This window comes from Rhodococcus sp. OS5, from assembly GCF_056837585.1.
On the sequence record NZ_CM166368.1, the window covers coordinates 4,398,940 to 4,419,422 of the forward strand.

Genomic DNA, 20,483 nt, shown 5'->3' on the forward strand with positions numbered 1-20,483 from the left:
CGACCATGACCGACAAGCTCGAATTGGATCCCGCGACCACCGCCGTCGTGCTCATCGAGTACCAGAACGACTTCACCACCGAGGGCGGTGTCCTCCACGAGGCCGTCGCACCAGTCATGGAATCGAACGGACTCCTCGCGAACACCGCCGCGCTGGTCGATGCGGCCCGGGCGGCGGGTGTCACCGTGATGCACGCACCGATCACCTTCGCCGAGGGGTACAACGAAATCACCTCGCATCCGTACGGAATCCTCAAGGGCGTCGTCGACGGAAAGGCTTTCGTGAAAGGTTCGTGGGGCGCCGCTATCGTCGACGACCTCACTCCGAAAGACGGCGACATCGTCATCGAGGGCAAGCGCGGACTCGACACTTTTGCCAGCACCAACCTCGATTTCATTCTGCGCAGCAAAGGAATTCGCACGATCCTTCTCGGCGGCTTCCTGACCAACTGTTGCGTCGAATCGACCATGCGCACCGGATACGAGAACGGTTACCGGGTCATCACACTCACCGATTGCGTGGCAGGCACTTCGGTCGCCGAACACGAGAACGCAATCACCTACGACTACCCGATGTTCTCGCACCCCGTCACGTCGAAAGAGGTGCTCGGCGCGCTCTCCTGAGAGGACTACCTGGAATGCGCGAGAAGGAATTCACGGCTGACGTTGGTGACACTGGCGTGAACCTTCTCGTGCAGCAGGTCGTGACCGGCGTCCTCGAACTCGCGCATCTCGACGTTGCGCAGCGTCCGCGCCCAGTCCCGGACGGGATCGACCGGGGCGATCCGGTCGTCGGTACCGTGAACGACCAGGACTGGGATGCCCGCGTCGGAGAGTTCCGCCCACCCGTGTTGCTCGACCGCACTGCGCGGGATGCCGCACAGCACTGCGGAGGCAAAATCGTGATCGCGATGAGCCAGCATCGTCAGCGCCGTCACGGCACCTAACGAATGACCCATCACCGCCTGCGGAACTTCGGGCAGTTCCGCCAAGGCGATGTCAGCCAGCGCGGCTGCATCGGCAGCAAGATCGGAGAGCGGAGCCCCGACTCCCGGATCACCCTCCGACAAACCGTGCCCGGTGTGATCGATCGCCCACACGTCGATCCCCGACGCCGTCATTGCGCCCGCGAAGCGGTGATACTGGCCGCTGTGCTGGCCGAGACCGTGCAGAAAGACCAGTGACACCGTGGGCACCGCACCCCCTGCCGCCGGCCAATGCCGAAAGTGCACCTGACCGGTTCGTCCGTCGAAGAAAGGCATGATCGTCATTCTGCACGCCGCTACCGGTATCCGCGGCTCGTGAGCGATTACTGGTGGGTTGCCTTGTCGGTGAGCGATGGCACAATCGCCCTGTGTTCCTACTCGATGATCAGATCGTCTACAGCGCCAGCGACCTCTCGGCTGCGGCCTCGTGCGAGTTCGCACTGCTGCGGCAACTCGACGCCCGTACCGGTCTGATCGCGGCCGAGGCCGCCGAGGCGGATCCGATGCTCGAACGGACGTCGAGCCTCGGCGACTCGCACGAGCGCGAACAGCTTCAGAAGTTCATCGATCAGCACGGAGACGGCGTCGTCGTCATGCCGCGACCGGAACACTCACGCGCAGGCCTGACCGCTGCCACGTTGGCCACCGTCGAGGCAGCACGATCGGGCGCGCCAGTCATTTATCAGGGAACCTTTTTCGACGGCCGATTCCTCGGGTTCTGCGATTTCCTCGTCCGCGAAGGCGACACCTACGCGGTCTACGACAGCAAGCTCTCCCGGCACGCCAAGGTGTCGGCACTTCTACAACTCGCCGCATACGCGGATGCGTTGGAGCGCAATGCAATCGCCGCCTCCGATCAAGTTCATCTACTGCTAGGCGACGGCAGCACGTCGTCGCACGACATCGGAGACATCGCGCCGGTATTCGCGGCACGTAGAGCTGAACTCGAACGAGTCCTCGACGAGCACCGCGCCGAGGGGAAACCGACACAGTGGCTCGACGATCGGTACCTGCGTTGTGGTCGATGCGACACCTGCAGCGTCGAGGTCGAAAGCCATCGAGACCTGCTGCTGGTTGCGGGTGTCCGCGGCAATCAGCGTGAACAGCTGATCGTCGCGGGGATCACGACAATTGACGAACTCGCCGCGAGCACCGGCCCAGTCGAGGGAATCCGCCGGGAAACACTCGACAAGCTCCGTGCACAGGCAGCGGTTCAACTACGCCAGGAAGTGTCCGGCGACGCCGAATTCGAGGTCTACGAACCCTCGGCGCTCGGCGGACTCCCCATCCCCGACGACGGCGACATCTTCTTCGACTTCGAGGGCGATCCGCTCTGGGCCGAGGACGGGTCCACCGATTGGGGGTTGGAGTATCTGTTCGGTGTGGTCGAAGGGCCTGCGGACGACTACGTGTTCAAGCCGTTCTGGGCACACGATCGCGAGGGTGAGCGCCAGGCGCTCCTCGACTTCCTCGATTACGTCACCGCGCGTCGAGAAGCTCATCCAGGCATGCACATCTACCACTACGCCGCGTACGAGAAATCGGCGCTGTTGCGCTTGGCCGCACGTCACGGTGTCGGCGAGCAAACGGTGGACACCCTGCTCAGCGAGAACGTGCTCGTGGACCTGTACCCGATCGTCCGTGCCTGCCTGCGGATCGGACAACGCTCGTACAGCATCAAGAAACTCGAGCCGCTCTACATGGGTGAGCACGGCCGCGACGGCGACGTGACCAATGCCGCCGCTTCGGTTGTCGCTTATGCCGATTACTGCGAATTGCGCGACGGCGGACAAGCCGACCAGGCCAGGGAACTTCTTCAGGGCATCTCCGACTACAACGAATACGACTGCGAATCCACTCTGCGCCTGCGCGATTGGCTTGCCGAGCGCGCCGCAGAACACGGCGTCGAACTTCGTGAGCCGACCGGGCAGATCAAGATTCCACTCGAGGAGCTCACCGAATCGGAGATCGCGCTCCGCGAATTCGCAGGACACAAGGCAGGTTCGGCGCGTACCCCCGATCAGCAGGCAGCTGCTCTACTGGCTGCTGCGGTGGGGTACCACAATCGCGAGCGGAAGCCGTACTGGTGGGCCCACTTCGACCGATTGGTCACACCGATCGAAGACCTGGTGGACATCCGCGACGTCATGGTGGTCGAACAGTCCGAAATCGAAGCGGACTGGCACAAGAGCACCGCGCGGCAGAAGAAGTTTCGTCGCCACATCCAATTGACCGGAAGTTTCGGCACCGGAACATCTTTGAGTCCGGGCAGTGATTTGTTCGCTCTCTACGCAACCCCCTCCCCCGATGCCGTTGCAAGCGAGAACCCCACCCAACGCGGCACCAGCAGCGTCAAGGTCACCGCCGTGGTCAAGTCCGAAGGGCTCGACGTGGTCACCGTGGAAGAACTGCTCAGCGGTGACGAATACATCGATTCCCCGGTCGCGTTGGCACCTGGTCGTCCGATTCCCACCGGACGCATGGAGAAGTCCATCGCCGCTGCCGCGTCCGACGCCAGCGAGAGCCTGCCCGAACTGCCACACATCGCGGCAGTCGACATTCTCAGGCGCAGCACCCCGAGAACCCTCTCGGGTTCACCGCTGCCACCTGTCGGCACCGACAACAACTACGCCGACGCCATCACCGCCGCACTTCTCGACCTCGACGATTCCTACGTGGCGGTGCAAGGTCCTCCCGGTACCGGCAAAACCTACACGGGCGCTCGTGTCGTCAAGACACTGATCGAACAACACCATTGGCGAATCGGCGTGGTGGCACAATCACATTCGGTGGTCGAGAACATGCTTGGCGGCATTCTGAAGGCCGGCGTGGACCCCGCACTGGTCGCAAAGAAGGGCAGCCGCAGCAAGACCGCGGAATGGCAGGACATCGCGTCCGAGGAATACGCCGGATTCATCGCCGAAGCGGAAGGCGTCGGCTGCGTCATCGGCGGCACTGCATGGGACTTCGCGAATACCGATCGTGTTCCCGCCGGCAGTTTGGACTTGCTCGTGGTCGACGAGGCAGGTCAATTCGCGCTGGCGAACACCATTGCCGTCGCGATTTCCGCGCGAAACCTGTTGCTGCTGGGCGACCCGCAGCAGTTGCCGCAGGTGAGCCAAGGTACTCACCCCGAACCTGTCGACGAATCGGCACTCGGTTGGCTCGCCGAGGGACACGGCGCACTGCCACCCGAACTCGGCTACTTCCTCGAGAAAACGTGGCGGATGCACCCGGATCTGTGTGCGCCCGTGTCCGCATTGTCGTACGAGGGCAAGCTGCGTTCCCAGGAAACCGTCAGTGCGGCAAGGAAGCTCGACGGACTCGCTGCCGGAGTACACACGGTGTTCGTCGATCACCGCGGCAATTCCACCTACTCCCCGGAAGAGTCCCAGGAAATCGCTCGCCAGATCCAGGGCCTTCTCGGCACGCCTTGGACCGACCCGAGCGAGTTCGAGGGAACCAGGCCGCTGGAGCAGTCGGACATTCTCGTGGTCGCGGCGTACAACGCCCAGGTGGGCACCGTCGAGCGCGATCTCACCGAGGCCGGTCTCACGGAGGTCGAGGTCGGGACCGTCGACAAGTTCCAGGGCCGCGAGGCTGCGGTGGCAATCGTGTCGATGGCCGCATCTGCCGTCGAGGACGTCCCGCGAGGGATGTCGTTCCTGCTGTCGCGAAACCGTCTCAATGTTGCTGTCTCACGCGGCAAGTGGTGCGCGATCATCGTTCGATCGCACGCGTTGACGCAGTACATGCCCAGTACGCCTGCGGGATTGGTCGAACTGGGCGCGTTCATGAGGCTGACGAGCTAGCCGAAGCCTGTCTTACCCGAAGCACTGCCTTACCCGAAGCACTGCCCTTCGCCGCGATAGGTGGGAACCGAGGTTCGGGTGCCGTCGGCTTCGACCACGTACACGCGGTCGAAGCGCTCGCACAGCTCGCCGGCCTTGGCGTGACGGAACCACACGCGGTCGCCGATCGCGATGTTTCCGGCTTCCTTCCCGGTGACCGGCGTCTGGACTTCGCCGGCTCCTTCGTTGCGGAGCAGTTTGAGACCAGCGGGCCAGACCGGTGACGGAACGCGGGTGTCTCCGGCAGGTCCCGACGCGATGTATCCGCCGCCGAAAAGGGTCGTGACGGACGGCGTCGGCTTGCGCACGGCCGACAGTGCGAAGAACAGCGCCGGATCGGGACGGAAGGCACGGTAGCGGTCGAACAGGGTCGGTACGTACAGTCCGGAGCCTGCTGTTACCTCGGTCACCACAGGATCGGCCGAGCTGACCTCCAGCGACCCCGTACCGCCGCTGTTGACGATCTCGAGTGCACCCACGGCATCGGTGACGGCCGCGACCACAGCGCCCCTTCTGGACGCCAGTTCGCGGGCAGAGGCCTTCTTGACCCAACCGATCGGAGCGCTGGTGTCCGGGAGGCCGGCGATCTGGGCTTCGTAGAACATCACTCCGACGACGGAGAATCCGCGTTGGCGCGCACGCGCCGCGAGTGCGGCGACCGCGGCAGGTTCGCGCAGCGGCGAGCGTCGTACACCCAGATGGATCGGGCCGATCCGCAGTGACGCGTCGACGTCGAGACACACGCGGACAGGCGCATCCCCCGTCGACGCCGAACGAATGAGGTCCAACTGCGCATCGTCGTCGACCATCAAGGTGATCGATGCGAGAGCGGTGTCGTCGGCAGCGAGATCCGCGATGGCGCCACGATCGGCGGTCGGGTACCCCATCAGGATGTCCCGTGCGCCGAGCCCGACCAGCCACAGAGCCTCGCGCAGTGAGTACGCCATGATTCCGCGGAATCCGCCGGACGCGGTCAGTGTGTCGCCGAGAGTTTCAGCCAGAACCGTCCGACAACGAACCGATTTGCTCGCCACTCGCACCGGGGTTCCACCGGCGCGGCGCACCAGGTCGGCTGCATTACTGCGCAGTGTGGTCAGATCCAGAGCAGCCAGAGGCGGGTCGAGTTCTCGCGTGGCAGCAGTGAGTCGATCAAGGGTCCTGGTCACAGATGATCCAATCGTCGCGGCGTGCGACCAGTCAATCACCAATCCTGGACGTATGTCCAGGATGGCGGTTCTACTGAGGCGCGACCACGGCTTTGTTGGCGATTACCTGAACCATTTCTCCGAACTCGGCAATAGTCGCGTCGGAGTCACGATCGACCAGCCATCGCAGAACAAGGCCGTCGATCATCGCAAGACTCAGTCGCGCAATCGAACTCAACGGCTCCGTCCACACCGTGCCCGATATCTTGGCGCACTCTTCGAGAAACGACACCGCGAGCTCATCCATGATTCGGTACTGCTCAAATGCAACCGCCCCAGCACGTTCGGCTCCGAGATTGCGACTACGCAGTGCTTGCGCGGTAATTTCGTAGGTCAACAACTGGCGATCCGGGGTTGCCTCGATGGTCGGCCACATTCCGGTCAGGCCGATGTGCAGCAATTCCCTGAGCCCCTGCACGCCACTGAGATCCGGCGCATGGCGGACCTGCGCGAACGCATACTGCATCGACGCACTGAGCTGCAGAATGAGCGTTTCACCCATTGCCGCGATCAGCGCTTCCTTGCTCTCGAAGCAGTAATGAACGACGCCGAGCGATACCCCGGCCTCCTCTGCCACCGCCCTTACCGTCACAGAACTGACACCGCGCTGTTCCGCAATAGACAAGGCGGACTCGACCAATTGTGTGCGGCGTTCGTCCGCCGGGAGCCTGTTCAGCATCCAATGATCGTAGAACGCAAATGACAAAATCTTCGCGCAATACTTGCCTGGACGACCGTCCAAGTACATTATTGCGTAATGGCTTCGGACACTTGGCAGAACTGGGCGGGCACTCAAAGCGCCGCGCCGCGTCGCTTTGCGACGCCGACAAATACCCGTGAACTTTCGTCGTTGGTCGCCGAGGCCGCTTCGCGTGGCCAACGTGTGAAGGCCGTCGGCGCCGGCCACTCGTTCACCGGTGTCGCGGTCACTGACGGTGTCCTCGTCAGCCTGGACAACTTGAGCGGAATCGACTCGATCACACCGACCGACGACGGTGCGCTGGTCACTGTTTTTGCAGGCACTCGCCTTCATGCTCTCAACGACGCCTTGTGGCAACGCGGATATGCGATGGCCAATCTCGGTGACATCGACGTCCAGTCACTGGCCGGCGCGACGTCCACCGGCACACACGGCACCGGCGCACGATTCGGCGGTATCGCCACGCAGATTCGCGGAATCGAGATCGTTCTCGCCGACGGATCCGTCGTTACCGCAAGCGCCGACGAAAACGTCGAATTGTTCGAAGCAGGCCGCCTCGGATTGGGCGCAATCGGCATCATTTCGAAGATCACTCTCGCCTGCGTCCCGCGATTCACACTTCGCGCAATCGAGGAACCCGACACGCTGTCTCACATACTGGACACCCTCGAGAGCGATCGTCTGGGCTTGGACCACTTCGAGTTCTACTGGTTTCCGCACACCGACCGTGTCCTGACGAAGAGCAATACGCGACTGCCCGGAGATACCGAACCCGATCCAGTGGGCAAGGTCCGCGCGTTCGTCGACGACGAACTCCTCTCGAACACACTCTTCGAAGGCGTCAACCGCGTTGCCACCCTGGCGCCGGCCGCGATCCCGAGAATCAACAACGTGTCGTCTCGATTGCTCGGCGCCCGGGAGTTCACCGATCGCAGCTACCGAGTATTCGCGTCTTCGCGCCGGGTGAAGTTCAAGGAGATGGAATACGCGATCCCCCGCGAACACGTCACCGAGACACTCCACGAAATCGACCGCTGGATGAAGAAGTCCGGAACCAACGTCGCATTCCCCGTCGAAGTACGTTTTGCTGCCGCCGACGACCTCTGGCTCTCCACTGCTCACGGACGCGACACCGCATACATCGCCGTACACCAGTACCACCGCCGACCCGAAACGGAGTACTTCGCCGCGGTGGAAGCCATCGCGCGCGCCGTCGACGGCCGGCCGCATTGGGGAAAAATGCACAACCGGACCGTCGACGACCTGCGTCCGACGTACGACCGACTCGACGACTTTGTCGCCGTTCGAGACAAGTACGACGCGAATCGTGTGTTCGACAACGAATACTTGCGTCAGGTGCTCGGCGACTGACGGTCAGTGCCGCAGTAGTTCCGCTTTTCGCGCATCGCTCGCAAACGAGGCCTTGATCGAGTTCCGGGCGAGGGTGTCTCGCTCGGCCTCCGTCAGACCCAGGGCTCGGCCCAGTTCGGTGAAATTGTCGTCGACATATCCCCCGAAGTAGGCCGGGTCGTCGGAGTTGACCGTGACGATCAAACCCATCTCGAGCATCGATCGAAGCGGATGATCCGACAGCGAATCGAACACCCGCAGACGAACGTTCGACAACGGGCAGACCGTCAGTGGAATCTCCTCGTCGACCAGACGCTCGATCAGGGCAGGATCCTCGAGTGCCCGGACTCCGTGGTCGATCCGCTCGGCGCCGAGAATGTCGAGCGCCTGCCAGATGTACTCGGGCGGTCCCTCTTCACCGGCGTGAGCCACAACGTGCAAACCCTCGGCACGCGCGCGGGCGAACACGTCCTCGAACAGTGACGGCGGGTTGCCGACCTCCGCGGAGTCGAGTCCGAGCCCGACGATCGGAGCCTGCAGGCGAATTATCTCGGAGAAGATCTCCTCGGCGTCCTTGACGGGCTGATCTCGGAGGATGGCGGCGATTGCCGCGCTGCTGAGCCCGAACTCGCGCTCACTCGATGCCACCGCATCCATGATCCCGTCCAGGACCTCGGTCAGCGGAACACCACGGACCACGTGCGCCTGTGGATTGAAGAAGAACTCGGCATGCGCGACGCCGGCGGCAGCCGCGCGGCGGAAGTACGCTCGCGTCAGGTCGGCAAAATCCTCCGCGGTGCGCAGGACGGCCATGTTGGCGAAGTAGAGATCGAGGAACGACTGCAGATCGGTGAACTCGTACCTCGACTTCAGATCGTCGATGTCCTTGTACGGCAAGTCCATTCGATTGCGCTCGGCAAGTCGGTAAATCTGTTCGGGTTCCAGAGAACCCTCGATGTGCATGTGCAGCTCTGCGACAGGTGTAGCCATGTCGGTGTTACCGCCCCTTCCAGACCGGGGCGCGCTTCTCGGCGAACGCCGTCGCGCCCTCGCGTGCATCTTCGGACGCGAACACCGGCGCCATGACCTGCAACTGCTTCGCGAAAGCTTCGTCGTCGGACCAACCGCCGGCCTTGACGATGATCTCCTTGGTGACCGCAACCGCGAGCGGTCCGTTGCGGGTGATGCGATCAGCCAGCTCCAGCGCGCCTTCGAGCGCCTTACCCGGCTCGGTCATCGTGTTCACGAAGCCGTAGCGGTAGGCCTCCTCGGCTGTGAAACTGTCACCGGTCAGGGCCAGTTCCAATGCCTTCTGGTACGGAATCCGCTTGGGCAGGCGCAACAATCCGCCTCCACCTGCGACCAGCCCTCGCTTGACCTCCGGGATACCGAACTTCGCTTCGGACGACGCGACCACCAGGTCGGTGGCAAGCACGAGTTCCGTGCCGCCTGCCAACGCGAAGCCCTCGACCGCCGAAATGATCGGCTTACGCGGCGGCCCTTCCGTGAATCCGAGACCGCGTCCCGGCACGAGTACGTTCTCGCCGGCCACGAATGCCTTCAGATCCATACCGGCACAGAAGTTTCCGCCGGCTCCTGTCAGCACCGCCAAGGACAGATCGTCGTCCGCATCGAGCTCTTCGACCGCAGCGGCCAATGCGTGACTGACCGCCGAGTTGATGGCGTTACGCGCCTCGGGCCGGTTGATGGTGATGATCAGTGTCCGCCCGCGCCGCTCGGTGAGAACCTCGTCCGCCATGATGTCCCTCTCGTTTGTCGACCACGCTCGCGTGACTACGCGACGTTGCGTTCGACAATACGGACGAAGCCATCGGGGTCGATCTGCGCGGTGTCGTGAGTGCAGAACCACCCCTGGGTGAACCTCGTCGAGGTCGCTTGCGGCGAGTTCCAATACCGACGCGTGACACTCGGTCCACGGCACAGCAACTCACCGAAACCACCTGGAGCATCCGGGCCGTACAACGCCACTTCCATTCCACCGAAAGCGATTCCGACGCTTCCGAGGTGGGTGGGTGCCGACTCGGTTGGCAGAATGAGACCAGCCCCACAGGTCTCGGTTTTGCCCCACCCGATCACATGCCGAGCAGCCGGGAACAGGGTCAGCAGCTTGGCTTCCTGTTCGGCCGTGATCGGCGACCCGCTGCAATCGATCCACTGCACCGACCTCGAACCGGCACGCGCCGCCGGCCCGAGGGTGAGCAACCGAGGCTCGAGCAGGTCCTCGGGCCGCCCGGTCACGATGTCGACGGTATGCACACTCTCACGCCAGAAGTCGCCGGCGAGGACCACCGTTCCACCGACCACCAACGTCGCGAGCACGTGCACGAACTGCCGTACCGACTTGAAGTCATTGTCCACCAACAGATTGCGCACACCTTCGACGCCGTAATCGCGCGAGTGCAGAATGCCGACGATGGCGGAGAGCACGTTCTCGTTGCTCAACTCGACGCCCAGCATTTCGCCCGAAGAATCGGCGGTGTACGCGAGGATCGCCATCTCCTCCGGGGCGGCACCGTCGTCGATGAACGGAACACCGTGTGGGAGTTCCCCGTCGAGCACCAACACCGAGCCACTGTCCGCGATGACGAAGTCCGCCGCGTCGTCGCTCAGATGAACACCCACGGAGACTGGAACACCGCCGGCGAGAATGACGCCGAGGCACGCCTCCATCCACCTCACCCCGGCGGCGACGCGAATGGCCACACGGTCACCGATCTCGACGCCTCGCGACTTCAGCCCGCCTGCGACCCGCGACGCCTCGGCCCACAACTCCGCGAAGGTGACCTGCTCGCCGTCGACCTCCTCCACCGCGATGCGTGAGGAGAATCGATGAACGGCGATATCGAGGAGTTCGGACAGCGACGGGTCGAGTTGGCTGTACCGAAGCACCCCGTCACCCGCACGGGTGACACGGGCGTCGGCGAGGAGCTGAGTCGAACACGGGTATTCCACAAGCGTCGACCGCATCGATACCTCCACGTCACTGACAACCCACCGGCCATTCGACTATATGACGTGGATCACAGTTCATGGAGGTCTCTGGCGATAATCGTCGCAAACTTACTTTCCGGAGTAGACCGCTTTGCCCGGTCCGACCTCGAGGAAACTGCGGACAGCGCCGCGTAGGTCATCGGTGGCGAACAGCGCACCGGACACCCCGGGAGTCACCGAATCCGCGTGGGCGATCCCGCCGGAACGCCAGGCCGCCACGATCTGCTTGGTGGCGTCGTGGGCTCGCGTGGGCCCGTCCGCCAACCGGGCCGCCAGGGCACGCGCCGCAGCATCGACATCGTCGTGAACTGCATTGACGACGCCCCACGAGTGCAGGGTTGCGGCGTCGTAGAGATCGCCGGTCATGACCAACTCCCGAGCCCGTCCGGAACCGGCGCGCTCGGCCAAACGCTGCGGTCCACCCATGGACGGCGTCAGACCGACCACTGTCTCGACCAGTCCGAACTTCGCCTTCGGCGCCGCGAGGATGATGTCGCAGGCCAAAGAGATCTCGAAGGCAGCAGTCAGCGTCAGCCCGTGCGCCGCGTAGATGACCGGGCACGGCAACGCCTCGAGCGGATGGCAGATCTGGGCGAACAGTTCGCGCCACAATTCCGCTCCCTGCTCCGGGTTCAGTCCGTCGAACACATGGACGTCGACGCCGGCCGAGTTGACCTTGCCCTCGGCGCGCAGAAGCACAGCGCGCGGTGGGTTTTCGGTCAGCGCTGCAACATCGGCGATGACGGCGTCGAACATGGCTTGATCGAACAGATTGAGTGGTCCGTGCGCGAACGTCAGGACAGCCACCTCGGCACCACCATCGGTGGTGAAGCGCTCGAGACGGGTGGGATTCGATTCGGGAGCAGTCATGCCGCCACACTGCCACATCGAACCGGCCTACGATCGTCGGGTGGACGGTCTGAGAAATGCACTCGCGGACGTTGTGGGACACCGGTTCGTCGTCGACGACGCCGACGTGTTGGCGACCCGTTCCACCGACCAGACAGGGCGCTACAGCGGGCGCGCCAGCGCTCTGGTCCGACCCGGAAATACCGCCGAAGTCTCGGCAGTGCTGAACGTGTGCCGCTCGCGCGGCGTACCGGTCACCATTCAGGGCGGGCGAACCGGTCTGGTCGCCGGGACGGTGCCCGAGCACGACGACGTCCTGCTCTCCACCGAACGCCTCGAGGCGATCGGCGAAGTCGATGTTGCCGCCGGTCGGGTCGCCGCCGGTGCGGGAGCGACACTCGCGCAGGTACATTCGGCGGCCGCCGCCGCCGGTTTGAAGTTCGGTGTCGACATAGCCTCGCGGGACACTGCGACGATCGGCGGCATGGTCTCCACCAATGCCGGTGGCCTGCACACGGTTCGATACGGGAACATGGCCGAACAGGTGCTCGGCCTCGAGGTGGTGCTCCCCGACGGGACCACGGTGCGTCGGTCACCGAAAGTGTTGTCCGACAATTCCGGATACAACCTGCCCGCACTGTGGGTGGGCAGCGAGGGAACTCTTGGTGTGGTCACGGCAGTCGATCTGAAACTACGACGGGTACCGACTCACCGGGTCACGACGCTGACCGGTTTCGACCGACTGCAAGACGTCGTGGACGCGGGGCGCACGTTGCGCACTCTCGACGGCGTCGACGCACTGGAGTTGGTGGACGGCCGTGGACTCGAATTGGCCGCACGCCATTTGAACGCCGCGGTGCCGACGGGGCGACCGTGGTACCTGCTCGCCGAGGTGTCCGCGGCCCACGATCCGCTGGAAGACCTGGCCGAGCTGCTCGAACGCATCGACCCACCGCAGACCCCGGCAGTGGCGGTCGACGATCCCGGCTCGACGCGTTTGTGGGCGGCGCGGGAGTGTTTCGCCGAAGTGGTCGGACTGTTCGGTCCCCCACTGAAATTCGACGCGGCGCTGCCGCTGGACTCGCTTGCCACCTTCGCCGAGGACGCCGCGGCGGTGATCGCGAGTCGTGCCCCCGAGGCAATTCCGATCCTCTTCGGACATGTCGCCGAGGGAAACATCCACCTCAACGTCCTGAACTGCCCGAACGCCGACACCGTGTACCGCAGCATCCTCGAACTGGTTCGCGATCACGGCGGAAACGTCAGTTCCGAGCACGGGGTGGGCTCGCTCAAACGCAACTATCTGAACCTGGCCCTCTCTGCGGAGGACATAGCCACGATGTGGGCGATCAAGCGAGCCCTGGACCCGAGCGACTATCTCAATCGTGCAGTGATGTTTCCCGACGCGCTTCGGCACTGACGGCCATCGCGTCGTCGTGTGCGTCGCCGCGCAGAGGCCGAGCGAAGCACACCGAAGCGACGAAGCCGATGAGCAGCACGCCTGCGGGCAGCCAGATCGACTCCGACATCGCCGTGCTGAACGGTTCACGGACGAACTCGGGTAGGTGACCCACTCCGGCTTCGGAACTGCCGCCGGTCAGACCCTGAGCCGCCAATCGTGCGGTGATCAGTGCTCCGATCGCGGCACTGCCGAGAACCGCACCCACCTGCCGGGTGGTGTTGTAGACGCCGGCGCCGGCGCCGGCCTGCATCGGAGGCAGGTTGTGTGTGGCGGTGGCCGCGAGCGGTGACCAGATGCATGCGTTGGCGAAGCCGATCAGGCCGATCGGCAGGAGCAGTTCCCAGATCGCGACGTCGGGAGACATCACCAGTGCGAGCCAGCCCAGGGCGATCGCAAACAGCAGGAAGCCGGTGCCCGCGATGTAGCGCGGATGCGTCTTGTCGACGAGCTTGCCGATGATCGGCGCAAAAATGCCGGTCAGCACGGCCATCGGAACGAGGAGGAGCGCCGACTGCGTCGGGGAGAGTCCGCGAACTGCCTGGGTGTAGAACATCAGCGGAAGGACCATCGACGTGATCGCGAAGCCCATCGCGGTGATGGCGACGTTGGCGAGCGAGAAGTTGCGGTCCTTGAAGAGTTCGAGTGGAAGCAAGGGCTCGTTCTTGTTGCGCGACTGGTAGAACACGAACACCGCGAGCAACACCACACCGGCACCGATCAGGCTCCAGACGAATCCGTTCCAGTCGTACGAACTGCCTTCCTGGATTCCGAACACGAGCAGGAACATGCCTGCGGCGCTGAGAATCACGCCGGGGATGTCGAACTTGTGCTCGCTGGTCGGCAACGACGGAACAAGCTTCCACGCGAGGAGGAAGGCGATGACACCGACCGGGACGTTGACGATGAAGATCCATTCCCAGCCGAGATTGTCGACCAACACACCACCGGCAAGCGGACCGACCAGCGTCGCAACACCGGCAACCGCGCCCCACAGGCCCATTGCGGCGCCACGCTTGTTCGGCGCGAACGTGCGTGTGATGACGGCCATCGTCTGAGGCGTCATCATTGCGGCGCCCAGACCTTGGAAAGCCCTTGCCACGATGAGCATCTCGACGCTGCCGGACAGACCACACCACAGTGAAGCGCCGGTGAACAGTACGAGGCCGATCATGTACAGGTTCTTCGGTCCGAACCTGTCACCGAGCCGGCCGGTGACGAGCAGCGGCACCGCGTACGCCAGCAGGTACGCGCTGGTGACCCAGACGACCTTGTTGATGTCGGTGCCGAGGTCCTCCATGATCGCAGGGTTGGCGACAGCGACGATGGTGCTGTCCACCAGAATCATGAAGAACCCGATACACAGCGCCCACAGCGCGTGCCAGGGATTGACCTGCTTTTCCATCTTCAGTCCTTAGGTAGTGCGGACGAGCCTGCGGAGCCGGCCAGCCGGTCGAGAAGTTCTTGTGAGAGCCAGGGCATTTCGCCGCTCTCGATGTCTGTCACCAACGCGCCGATCCACTCTCTTTCGGCGACGGTCAGTGCGTGGGCGTAGTCCGCGCCCACCGTGAAGATTCGTGGTTTTTCCGCCGCCTTCACCGCTTCGTAGTCGACCTCGAATTTCGCGATCGTCTTGTCGAGGTGCGCGAGACGAATTCGAAGCATCTGACACGCGGTGGACGCGGAGAGGTTGTGCATTTCAGCGAGCGCGAGCGGCAACCGCGGATACTCCCGCACCGGAACCGCCAACATCTCACGTAGTTGATGCTCGAGGGCCTCACGGCCCCGGGCGGTGATCTCGTACGTCGTCCGTTCGGGCCGGTTGCCCTCACGATCGGTCCCGATCGAAGCCAGAAGTTCCTGCTTCTCCAGCCGGGAAACCGTGTGATAGAGCGATCCCGGCTTGATCTTCACCAACTGATCGCCCCGGCGAACCGAGGCAAGTTGATACATCTCGTACGGATGCATCGAACGCTCGGACAGCAGGCCCAGAACGGTGATTCCCAGAGGCGTCAGTGACACGTCACCCATGAGTCCCCCTCCCTGACAAGCCGCAATTGACTATTTCTTGACTATTCCACCTGAAATAGTCCACATGGAATATACGACCTCTGTCCATCTCGATCAACCCGTTCGAATCGGACTAGCCTGTAGCGAGTGGACGAACATCACCTCGACATCATCCGACTCGCTTGGGCACGTGAACTGGGCCTCGGCGACTCGGCACTTCGGCCGGCACACACGGCCCGCGTCGTCGGCGACGACATCCACGTTCTCGATCTGGCAGGCTCAGGTGCGATCGTCGGGCCGCAGTGGTTCATCGAGCGCACCGAGGACATCTCCGTCGACGCCCTGCTGCAACCGGCGCGTCTGCTCGAGATCGCCGGCGATCACGGCGGCCGAATCACCGGCCCCGTCGATCTCGCTTTCCTCGGCGACTACACGGACGCGCCACCCGACGAGCAACTACTGATTTCCCACGACATCGACGATGCCCTCGCCGTCGCTGCGCTCTGCCCACCCGACGACAGCACCACAGCCGACCTCGGGAACCGGACGCGGTGGTTCACCGCCCTCACCGATTCCACCGAGGTGCTCGGATGCGCGGCGTACTCCGAATTTCAGGGATTCGTGGCAGATCTTACGACCCTGACTGCTCCAGCGCATCGCCGTCACGGAATCGGCTGCGCAGTAACGCTTCTCGCTGCGGAGGACGCTCTCGATTCCGGCTTGATCCCGCAGCTACGCACAAGTCGCGGCAGTGCGATCGGCGCGACGCTTCCGCGTAAAGCCAAATTCGACGTTCTGGGGGCATACGCTCGGGTACACGTGCACCTGCCCAGTTGACACTCGAACGAGAGGGACCGCAGATGAGTACGGAAGACGGCGCGAGCGAACCGACATTCGTCGAAGAGGGTCGTGAATTCAAACGCGACACCAACTACATCCCGACCCGGATCACCGAGGACGGCCGCGACGGTTACCCCGTCGAACCCGGGCGATACCGGTTGATCGTGGCACGTGCCTGCCCGTGGGCAAACCGCGCCATCATCGTCCGCCGCCTACTCGGCCTCGAAGACGTACTGTCGATGGGCATCTGCGGTCCGGTTCACGACAAGCGAAGCTGGACTTTCGATCTCGACCCGGGCGGCGTCGATCCCGTACTGAAGATCCCGCGACTGCAGGACGCATACTTCGCCCGAAATCCCCACTACCCCAGGGGAATCACGGTGCCCGCCATGGTGGAGATCGCCACGGGCAAGGTGATCACGAACGACTACCCACAGATCACCCTCGACTTCTCGACGCAATGGAAGAAGTACCACCGCGAAGGCGCACCGGATCTGTACCCGGAGCCTCTGCGAAACGAAATCGACGAAGTGGCCGAGTACGTTTTTCGCGACGTCAACAACGGCGTCTACCGCTGCGGTTTCGCCGGTTCACAGCAGGCGTACGACGAGGCATACGACACGCTGTTCGCTCGCCTCGACTGGCTCACCGAACGTCTTGCCCGGCAACGTTTCCTGGTGGGCGACACCATCACCGAAGCCGATGTGCGCCTGTTCACCACGCTGGCGCGGTTCGATCCCGTCTATCACGGCCACTTCAAGTGCAACAGAAGCAAACTCAGCGAGATGCCGGTGCTGTGGGACTACGCGCGCGATCTGTTCCAAACCCCCGGATTCGGTGACACCATCGACTTCACACAGATCAAAGCGCACTACTACATCGTGCATTCCGAGATCAATCCCTCCGGAATCGTGCCCAAGGGACCGGAATTGACACACTGGCTCGAACCGCACGGACGCGAACAGTTGGGTGGCCGACCGTTCGGGGACGGCACACCACCTCATCCGCCCATCCCGTCGGAAGTGGTTCCGGCAGAGCACTGGGCCACCAGGTAGGTCGCGGGGGGCTACTCCCCTGCGTACGTGCCGAAACTCCAGTACACACCTTCGGGATCACGGCAGGTGAACCCCCGCGAACCGTAGTCCTCGTCGCGCAATCCCTGCGTGATCGTGGCGCCCGCCGCGACAGCGCGTTCGTGGAGTGCATCGGCGGCGTCCGCGTCGTCCACGACGATGTACACCGAACCGATTCCAGGCGGCAGGCCGGCGATCGCAGAATCGGTGCGCGGCGAACCCAACATGATGCCGCCACCGCCCGGCCAGTCGAGTTGGGCGTGGTCGACCACGTCTCCCTCTCCGTAGACGGCCTTCTCCACGAAACCGAAGGTGCTCACCAGAAAGTGGATTGCCGCACGGGCGTCGAGGTAGCGCAGCGTCGGCCAGATGGTCGTCGAACGAGATTCCGAAGTGGCGGTCATAACACTCGAACTCCTGCCTGGGAAAACTCACGAAGAAAACCGAGTCTCGTACGAGCCTATGGCCCCGGTGATCACCGCCGCCAGCGAAAACTTCACCTATTCTCGAGATACGGTCCACCTCGCTTCAGAGGAGGACAACTGTGGAGGGGCAGCAATGAGCAAGTCGACGAACAACGACAGCGGGCGTATCGAGAAGGTCCTCGTTTCCGTTCTCGACAACGGAAGCCGCCTGCAAGCGCCCGCAGTGGCCAAATACGTCAACCATGTCCGTAAGGCCCACCCCGACGAGTCACCTGCTCAGATCGTCGAGCGGATGGAGAAGATGTTCATTCTCGCCGTGACCGGCAGCGGCAGTGCCGTCGGCGCCACCGCCGCGGTGCCGGGCGTCGGAACGGTCGCGTCCATCGCTGCCGTCGGTGCGGAATCGGCTTTCTTCCTCGAGGCGTCAGCGCTGCTGACGTTGGCAATTGCGTCAGTGCATGGAATCTCCGTACAGGATCACCAGCAACGACGTGCCCTGGTCCTGGCAGTCGCCCTCGGCGAATCCGGTACGGAGATCGTGCAGAAGGCCACCGGAATCACAGCCAAGAACTGGGGAACGGCAATCACGAGCAAGATTCCCGGACCCACGATGAGGGGAATGAACAGCACCCTCGTGCGGAAATTCGTGACCAAGTACGCCGCGAAGCGCAGCGCACTGATCCTCGGCAAGCTCGTTCCGGCCGGAATCGGTGCGGTCATCGGCGGTGCGGGCAACCGTGCAATCGGCAAGGGCGTCGTCAAGAATGCGCGCGAAGCCTTCGGACCGGCACCGGCCAGGTGGACCGACCACCTGATCGTGATGCCTGCCGACGATGCCGCAGTGCTTCCCCAGACGGAGACACGCCGGGCCATCCGCAGATAGCCGTCCGGGCCGTAGGCTCGCATCACGTATTCGCCGCCGACCCGGGAGCAGCATTGACGAACACCGCAATGGGATCCTTCTCTGCCCCCATCGAGATTCGTGGGTTGACGAAGACGTTCAAGGCGGCGCGCGCGGTCAACGACCTGAGCTTCGACGTTCAGGCGGGCTCGATCACCGGGTTTCTCGGCCCGAACGGTTCGGGCAAGACGACCACGTTGCGGATGCTCCTCGGACTGGTGTCACCGACGTCGGGATCGGCCACGATCAACGGCACCCCGATGCGTTTGCTGCCCAACCCGGCTCGGACCGTCGGCGCAGTACTCGACGTCGGCAGTCTCCATCCGAAACGAACGGCGCTCGGACACCTCGAGATCTACGCGGCCGCTATCGGCATGCCGACTCAGCGCGCGGCGCAGGTGCTGGACATGGTCGGTCTGAGATCGGTCGGAGTCCACAAGACCGGCACCTTCTCGCTCGGGATGCGCCAACGCCTGATCCTTGCCACCGCGATGCTCGGTGATCCCGAGATCCTCGTGCTCGACGAACCCGCGAACGGACTCGACCCCGAGGGCATGGCGTGGCTTCGTCAGTTCCTGCAGACCTTCGCCGGTTCCGGCCGAACGGTTCTGATCTCGAGTCACGCGCTTCGTGAAGTGGAAGCGACCGTCGACAGCGTGGTCATCGTCAGCGCCGGCTCACTCGTCTACCAAGGGACCATGGACGAACTTCGCCGCTCGCAGCGCAGTCGACTGCTCGTCTCGTGTTCCAACCCAGCGCTCCTCGCCACGGCATTGGCCGCTCGCGGAATCATCGACGCCCAGATCACGCAGGACGGACGGCTCGCCGTGGGCGGCACCGACACGTCGGTGCTCCCACCGGTGGCATCCGCCGCCGGTGTCACGATCTTCGGCGTCGCAACCGAAGGCGCAGATCTCGAGCAACTGTTCCTCGCGATGACAACACCGCAGTACGCGGTTCCCCAGGTCGGATACCACCGCCCACCCGGTCCCGGTTCCGGACCGGGCTATTACGGCCCTGCCGCATACGGACCTTCCGGAGGACACCGATGACCACGCTCGTGCGCGCGGAGACACTCAAAGTTCTCACCCTGCGCTACTGGTGGGCACTGGCCATCGCACCGGTCGTCGTGGCCGTGCTGATTGCTGCCTCCACCAGGACGTTCGTCGAAGCCGTGGCCGATTCGGCAGACACCACCTTCGACGTCGATGTCGTGTCCACCGGCGTCAGCCTCGGTGTCTCCAACACGCTTGTCCTGGTGTTCGCGGCTGTCTTCGGAGCACTCACCGCCGGATCCGAATTCGGCTACAAAACTCTCACCACGACGTTCCTCACAGCTCGCGGCCGTGACGGAGTTCTCGGCGCAAAACTTGCCGTCGTCGCGGTATTCGCCGTCGGCTACGCGTTGGCGGTCGAAGTAGTCAGCATCGGCGCGATGTTGCTCTTCGGCCGGGACTTCAGCTTCACCACCGATCTCTTCGCCATCTGCGCCGCAGGCATTCTGGCGTGCGCTCTGTGGGCACTGCTCGGCGCCGGGGTGGCACTGCTCACCGGTTCGTCGATGGCCGGTGCCCTCTCGGTCATCCTGTGGTTCGTCTTCGGTGAATGGATCGTCCGCGCAGTGCTGCTCGCGATGGATCTCGGCGGGGTCGGGGCCGCGCTTCCGGTGTCGGCCACGATCGGCACGATCATCAATGCGGCCCCGTCGATCGACGTCGACGCGTTTGCGTCCTGGCCGAGCGGCCCGATGATGCTGGCCGCTTGGGTGGTTCTGTTCTGCGGGCTCGGTTGGCTGCGGACCAGGACCCGCGACATCACCTGAA

Annotated in this window: 19 protein-coding genes; 9 read left to right on the top strand and 10 right to left on the bottom strand. The window is 63.6% G+C overall.

Features of this window, described 5'->3' with window-relative positions:
- Positions 1-5: 5 nt before the first annotated feature.
- A complete protein-coding gene (locus ACVZUB_RS20325) occupies positions 6-623 on the top strand; it encodes a cysteine hydrolase family protein (protein ID WP_030536921.1) in 618 nt (205 codons plus the stop codon).
- Between the two features lie 5 nt (positions 624-628).
- On the opposite strand, the gene ACVZUB_RS20330 is transcribed toward ACVZUB_RS20325, so the two are convergent.
- Complete coding sequence (locus ACVZUB_RS20330; protein WP_003945142.1) at positions 629-1,270, bottom strand: alpha/beta hydrolase; 642 nt, start codon at positions 1,268-1,270, stop codon at positions 629-631.
- 83 nt (positions 1,271-1,353) lie between these two features.
- Between ACVZUB_RS20330 and ACVZUB_RS20335 the strand changes: the two genes are divergently transcribed.
- Entirely contained in the window at positions 1,354-4,797 is a 3,444-nt protein-coding gene (locus tag ACVZUB_RS20335) for a TM0106 family RecB-like putative nuclease (RefSeq protein ID WP_482627704.1), read from the top strand.
- A gap of 29 nt (positions 4,798-4,826) precedes the next feature.
- On the opposite strand, the gene ACVZUB_RS20340 is transcribed toward ACVZUB_RS20335, so the two are convergent.
- The gene (locus tag ACVZUB_RS20340) at positions 4,827-6,002 is read right to left on the bottom strand and encodes an amino acid deaminase/aldolase (protein WP_166502483.1); all 1,176 of its coding nucleotides are present in this window, start codon (positions 6,000-6,002) and stop codon (positions 4,827-4,829) included.
- A gap of 70 nt (positions 6,003-6,072) precedes the next feature.
- Positions 6,073-6,720, bottom strand: a complete 648-nt coding sequence (locus tag ACVZUB_RS20345) for a TetR/AcrR family transcriptional regulator (RefSeq protein WP_020908434.1) — start codon at positions 6,718-6,720, stop codon at positions 6,073-6,075.
- 78 nt (positions 6,721-6,798) lie between these two features.
- Here ACVZUB_RS20345 and ACVZUB_RS20350 point away from each other — a divergent pair, with 78 nt between their 5' ends.
- A complete protein-coding gene (locus ACVZUB_RS20350; RefSeq protein WP_054781623.1) occupies positions 6,799-8,112 on the top strand; it encodes a D-arabinono-1,4-lactone oxidase in 1,314 nt (437 codons plus the stop codon).
- A 3-nt stretch (positions 8,113-8,115) separates the two neighbouring features.
- Here the strand turns inward: ACVZUB_RS20350 and ACVZUB_RS20355 are convergent, their stop codons facing one another.
- From ACVZUB_RS20355 to ACVZUB_RS20370, 4 genes are all read right to left on the bottom strand, one after another.
- Complete coding sequence (locus tag ACVZUB_RS20355) at positions 8,116-9,081, bottom strand: adenosine deaminase (RefSeq protein ID WP_003945144.1); 966 nt, start codon at positions 9,079-9,081, stop codon at positions 8,116-8,118.
- A 7-nt stretch (positions 9,082-9,088) separates the two neighbouring features.
- The gene (locus ACVZUB_RS20360) at positions 9,089-9,850 is read right to left on the bottom strand and encodes a crotonase/enoyl-CoA hydratase family protein (RefSeq protein WP_166502484.1); all 762 of its coding nucleotides are present in this window, start codon (positions 9,848-9,850) and stop codon (positions 9,089-9,091) included.
- A 35-nt stretch (positions 9,851-9,885) separates the two neighbouring features.
- Entirely contained in the window at positions 9,886-11,079 is a 1,194-nt protein-coding gene (locus tag ACVZUB_RS20365; protein WP_058037452.1) for a class I adenylate-forming enzyme family protein, read from the bottom strand.
- A 93-nt stretch (positions 11,080-11,172) separates the two neighbouring features.
- Positions 11,173-11,991: an enoyl-CoA hydratase/isomerase family protein gene (locus tag ACVZUB_RS20370; protein WP_371746444.1), complete on the bottom strand. Its 819-nt coding sequence runs from the start codon at positions 11,989-11,991 to the stop codon at positions 11,173-11,175.
- Here ACVZUB_RS20370 and ACVZUB_RS20375 point away from each other — a divergent pair.
- Positions 11,972-13,372 (top strand): FAD-binding oxidoreductase, encoded by a 1,401-nt coding sequence (locus ACVZUB_RS20375; RefSeq protein WP_209909298.1) that lies wholly within the window; start codon positions 11,972-11,974, stop codon positions 13,370-13,372. The genes ACVZUB_RS20370 and ACVZUB_RS20375 overlap by 20 nt on opposite strands.
- On the opposite strand, the gene ACVZUB_RS20380 is transcribed toward ACVZUB_RS20375, so the two are convergent.
- Together ACVZUB_RS20380 and ACVZUB_RS20385 are read right to left on the bottom strand one after the other, a co-directional pair.
- Positions 13,332-14,816 (bottom strand): DHA2 family efflux MFS transporter permease subunit, encoded by a 1,485-nt coding sequence (locus ACVZUB_RS20380; protein ID WP_003945132.1) that lies wholly within the window; start codon positions 14,814-14,816, stop codon positions 13,332-13,334. The genes ACVZUB_RS20375 and ACVZUB_RS20380 overlap by 41 nt on opposite strands.
- A 2-nt stretch (positions 14,817-14,818) precedes the next feature.
- Entirely contained in the window at positions 14,819-15,442 is a 624-nt protein-coding gene (locus ACVZUB_RS20385; protein ID WP_003945150.1) for a PadR family transcriptional regulator, read from the bottom strand.
- 126 nt (positions 15,443-15,568) lie between these two features.
- Here ACVZUB_RS20385 and ACVZUB_RS20390 point away from each other — a divergent pair, with 126 nt between their 5' ends.
- Positions 15,569-16,258, top strand: a complete 690-nt coding sequence (locus ACVZUB_RS20390; RefSeq protein WP_003945114.1) for a GNAT family N-acetyltransferase — start codon at positions 15,569-15,571, stop codon at positions 16,256-16,258.
- A gap of 23 nt (positions 16,259-16,281) precedes the next feature.
- Positions 16,282-17,316 carry a glutathione S-transferase family protein gene (locus ACVZUB_RS20395; RefSeq protein WP_482627705.1) on the top strand — a complete coding sequence of 345 codons (1,035 nt, stop codon included), beginning with the start codon at positions 16,282-16,284 and terminating at the stop codon, positions 17,314-17,316.
- Positions 17,317-17,327: 11 nt separating this feature from the next.
- On the opposite strand, the gene ACVZUB_RS20400 is transcribed toward ACVZUB_RS20395, so the two are convergent.
- Positions 17,328-17,738 carry a VOC family protein gene (locus ACVZUB_RS20400; RefSeq protein WP_003945129.1) on the bottom strand — a complete coding sequence of 137 codons (411 nt, stop codon included), beginning with the start codon at positions 17,736-17,738 and terminating at the stop codon, positions 17,328-17,330.
- Positions 17,739-17,892: 154 nt separating this feature from the next.
- Between ACVZUB_RS20400 and ACVZUB_RS20405 the strand changes: the two genes are divergently transcribed.
- From ACVZUB_RS20405 to ACVZUB_RS20415, 3 genes are all read left to right on the top strand, one after another.
- Positions 17,893-18,642, top strand: coding sequence for a hypothetical protein (locus ACVZUB_RS20405; protein ID WP_482627706.1), 750 nt, complete (start codon positions 17,893-17,895; stop codon positions 18,640-18,642).
- A gap of 68 nt (positions 18,643-18,710) precedes the next feature.
- The gene (locus ACVZUB_RS20410) at positions 18,711-19,712 is read left to right on the top strand and encodes an ABC transporter ATP-binding protein (protein ID WP_007736138.1); all 1,002 of its coding nucleotides are present in this window, start codon (positions 18,711-18,713) and stop codon (positions 19,710-19,712) included.
- Positions 19,709-20,482 (top strand): ABC transporter permease, encoded by a 774-nt coding sequence (locus ACVZUB_RS20415; RefSeq protein WP_007736136.1) that lies wholly within the window; start codon positions 19,709-19,711, stop codon positions 20,480-20,482. Before ACVZUB_RS20410 ends, ACVZUB_RS20415 begins: the two co-directional genes overlap by 4 nt.
- Position 20,483 lies beyond the last annotated feature (1 nt).

Coding starts and splice junctions, on each gene's coding strand:
- ACVZUB_RS20345 (WP_020908434.1), bottom strand. CDS start 6,720: ATGCTGAACAGGCTCCCGGCGGACGAACGCCGCACACAATTGGTCGAG.
- ACVZUB_RS20365 (WP_058037452.1), bottom strand. CDS start 11,079: ATGCGGTCGACGCTTGTGGAATACCCGTGTTCGACTCAGCTCCTCGCC.
- ACVZUB_RS20355 (WP_003945144.1), bottom strand. CDS start 9,081: ATGGCTACACCTGTCGCAGAGCTGCACATGCACATCGAGGGTTCTCTG.
- ACVZUB_RS20395 (WP_482627705.1), top strand. CDS start 16,282: ATGAGTACGGAAGACGGCGCGAGCGAACCGACATTCGTCGAAGAGGGT.
- ACVZUB_RS20385 (WP_003945150.1), bottom strand. CDS start 15,442: ATGGGTGACGTGTCACTGACGCCTCTGGGAATCACCGTTCTGGGCCTG.
- ACVZUB_RS20410 (WP_007736138.1), top strand. CDS start 18,711: ATGGGATCCTTCTCTGCCCCCATCGAGATTCGTGGGTTGACGAAGACG.
- ACVZUB_RS20330 (WP_003945142.1), bottom strand. CDS start 1,270: ATGACGATCATGCCTTTCTTCGACGGACGAACCGGTCAGGTGCACTTT.
- ACVZUB_RS20350 (WP_054781623.1), top strand. CDS start 6,799: ATGGCTTCGGACACTTGGCAGAACTGGGCGGGCACTCAAAGCGCCGCG.
- ACVZUB_RS20405 (WP_482627706.1), top strand. CDS start 17,893: ATGAGCAAGTCGACGAACAACGACAGCGGGCGTATCGAGAAGGTCCTC.
- ACVZUB_RS20370 (WP_371746444.1), bottom strand. CDS start 11,991: ATGTGGCAGTGTGGCGGCATGACTGCTCCCGAATCGAATCCCACCCGT.
- ACVZUB_RS20325 (WP_030536921.1), top strand. CDS start 6: ATGACCGACAAGCTCGAATTGGATCCCGCGACCACCGCCGTCGTGCTC.
- ACVZUB_RS20375 (WP_209909298.1), top strand. CDS start 11,972: ATGCCGCCACACTGCCACATCGAACCGGCCTACGATCGTCGGGTGGAC.
- ACVZUB_RS20380 (WP_003945132.1), bottom strand. CDS start 14,816: ATGGAAAAGCAGGTCAATCCCTGGCACGCGCTGTGGGCGCTGTGTATC.
- ACVZUB_RS20400 (WP_003945129.1), bottom strand. CDS start 17,738: ATGACCGCCACTTCGGAATCTCGTTCGACGACCATCTGGCCGACGCTG.
- ACVZUB_RS20415 (WP_007736136.1), top strand. CDS start 19,709: ATGACCACGCTCGTGCGCGCGGAGACACTCAAAGTTCTCACCCTGCGC.
- ACVZUB_RS20360 (WP_166502484.1), bottom strand. CDS start 9,850: ATGGCGGACGAGGTTCTCACCGAGCGGCGCGGGCGGACACTGATCATC.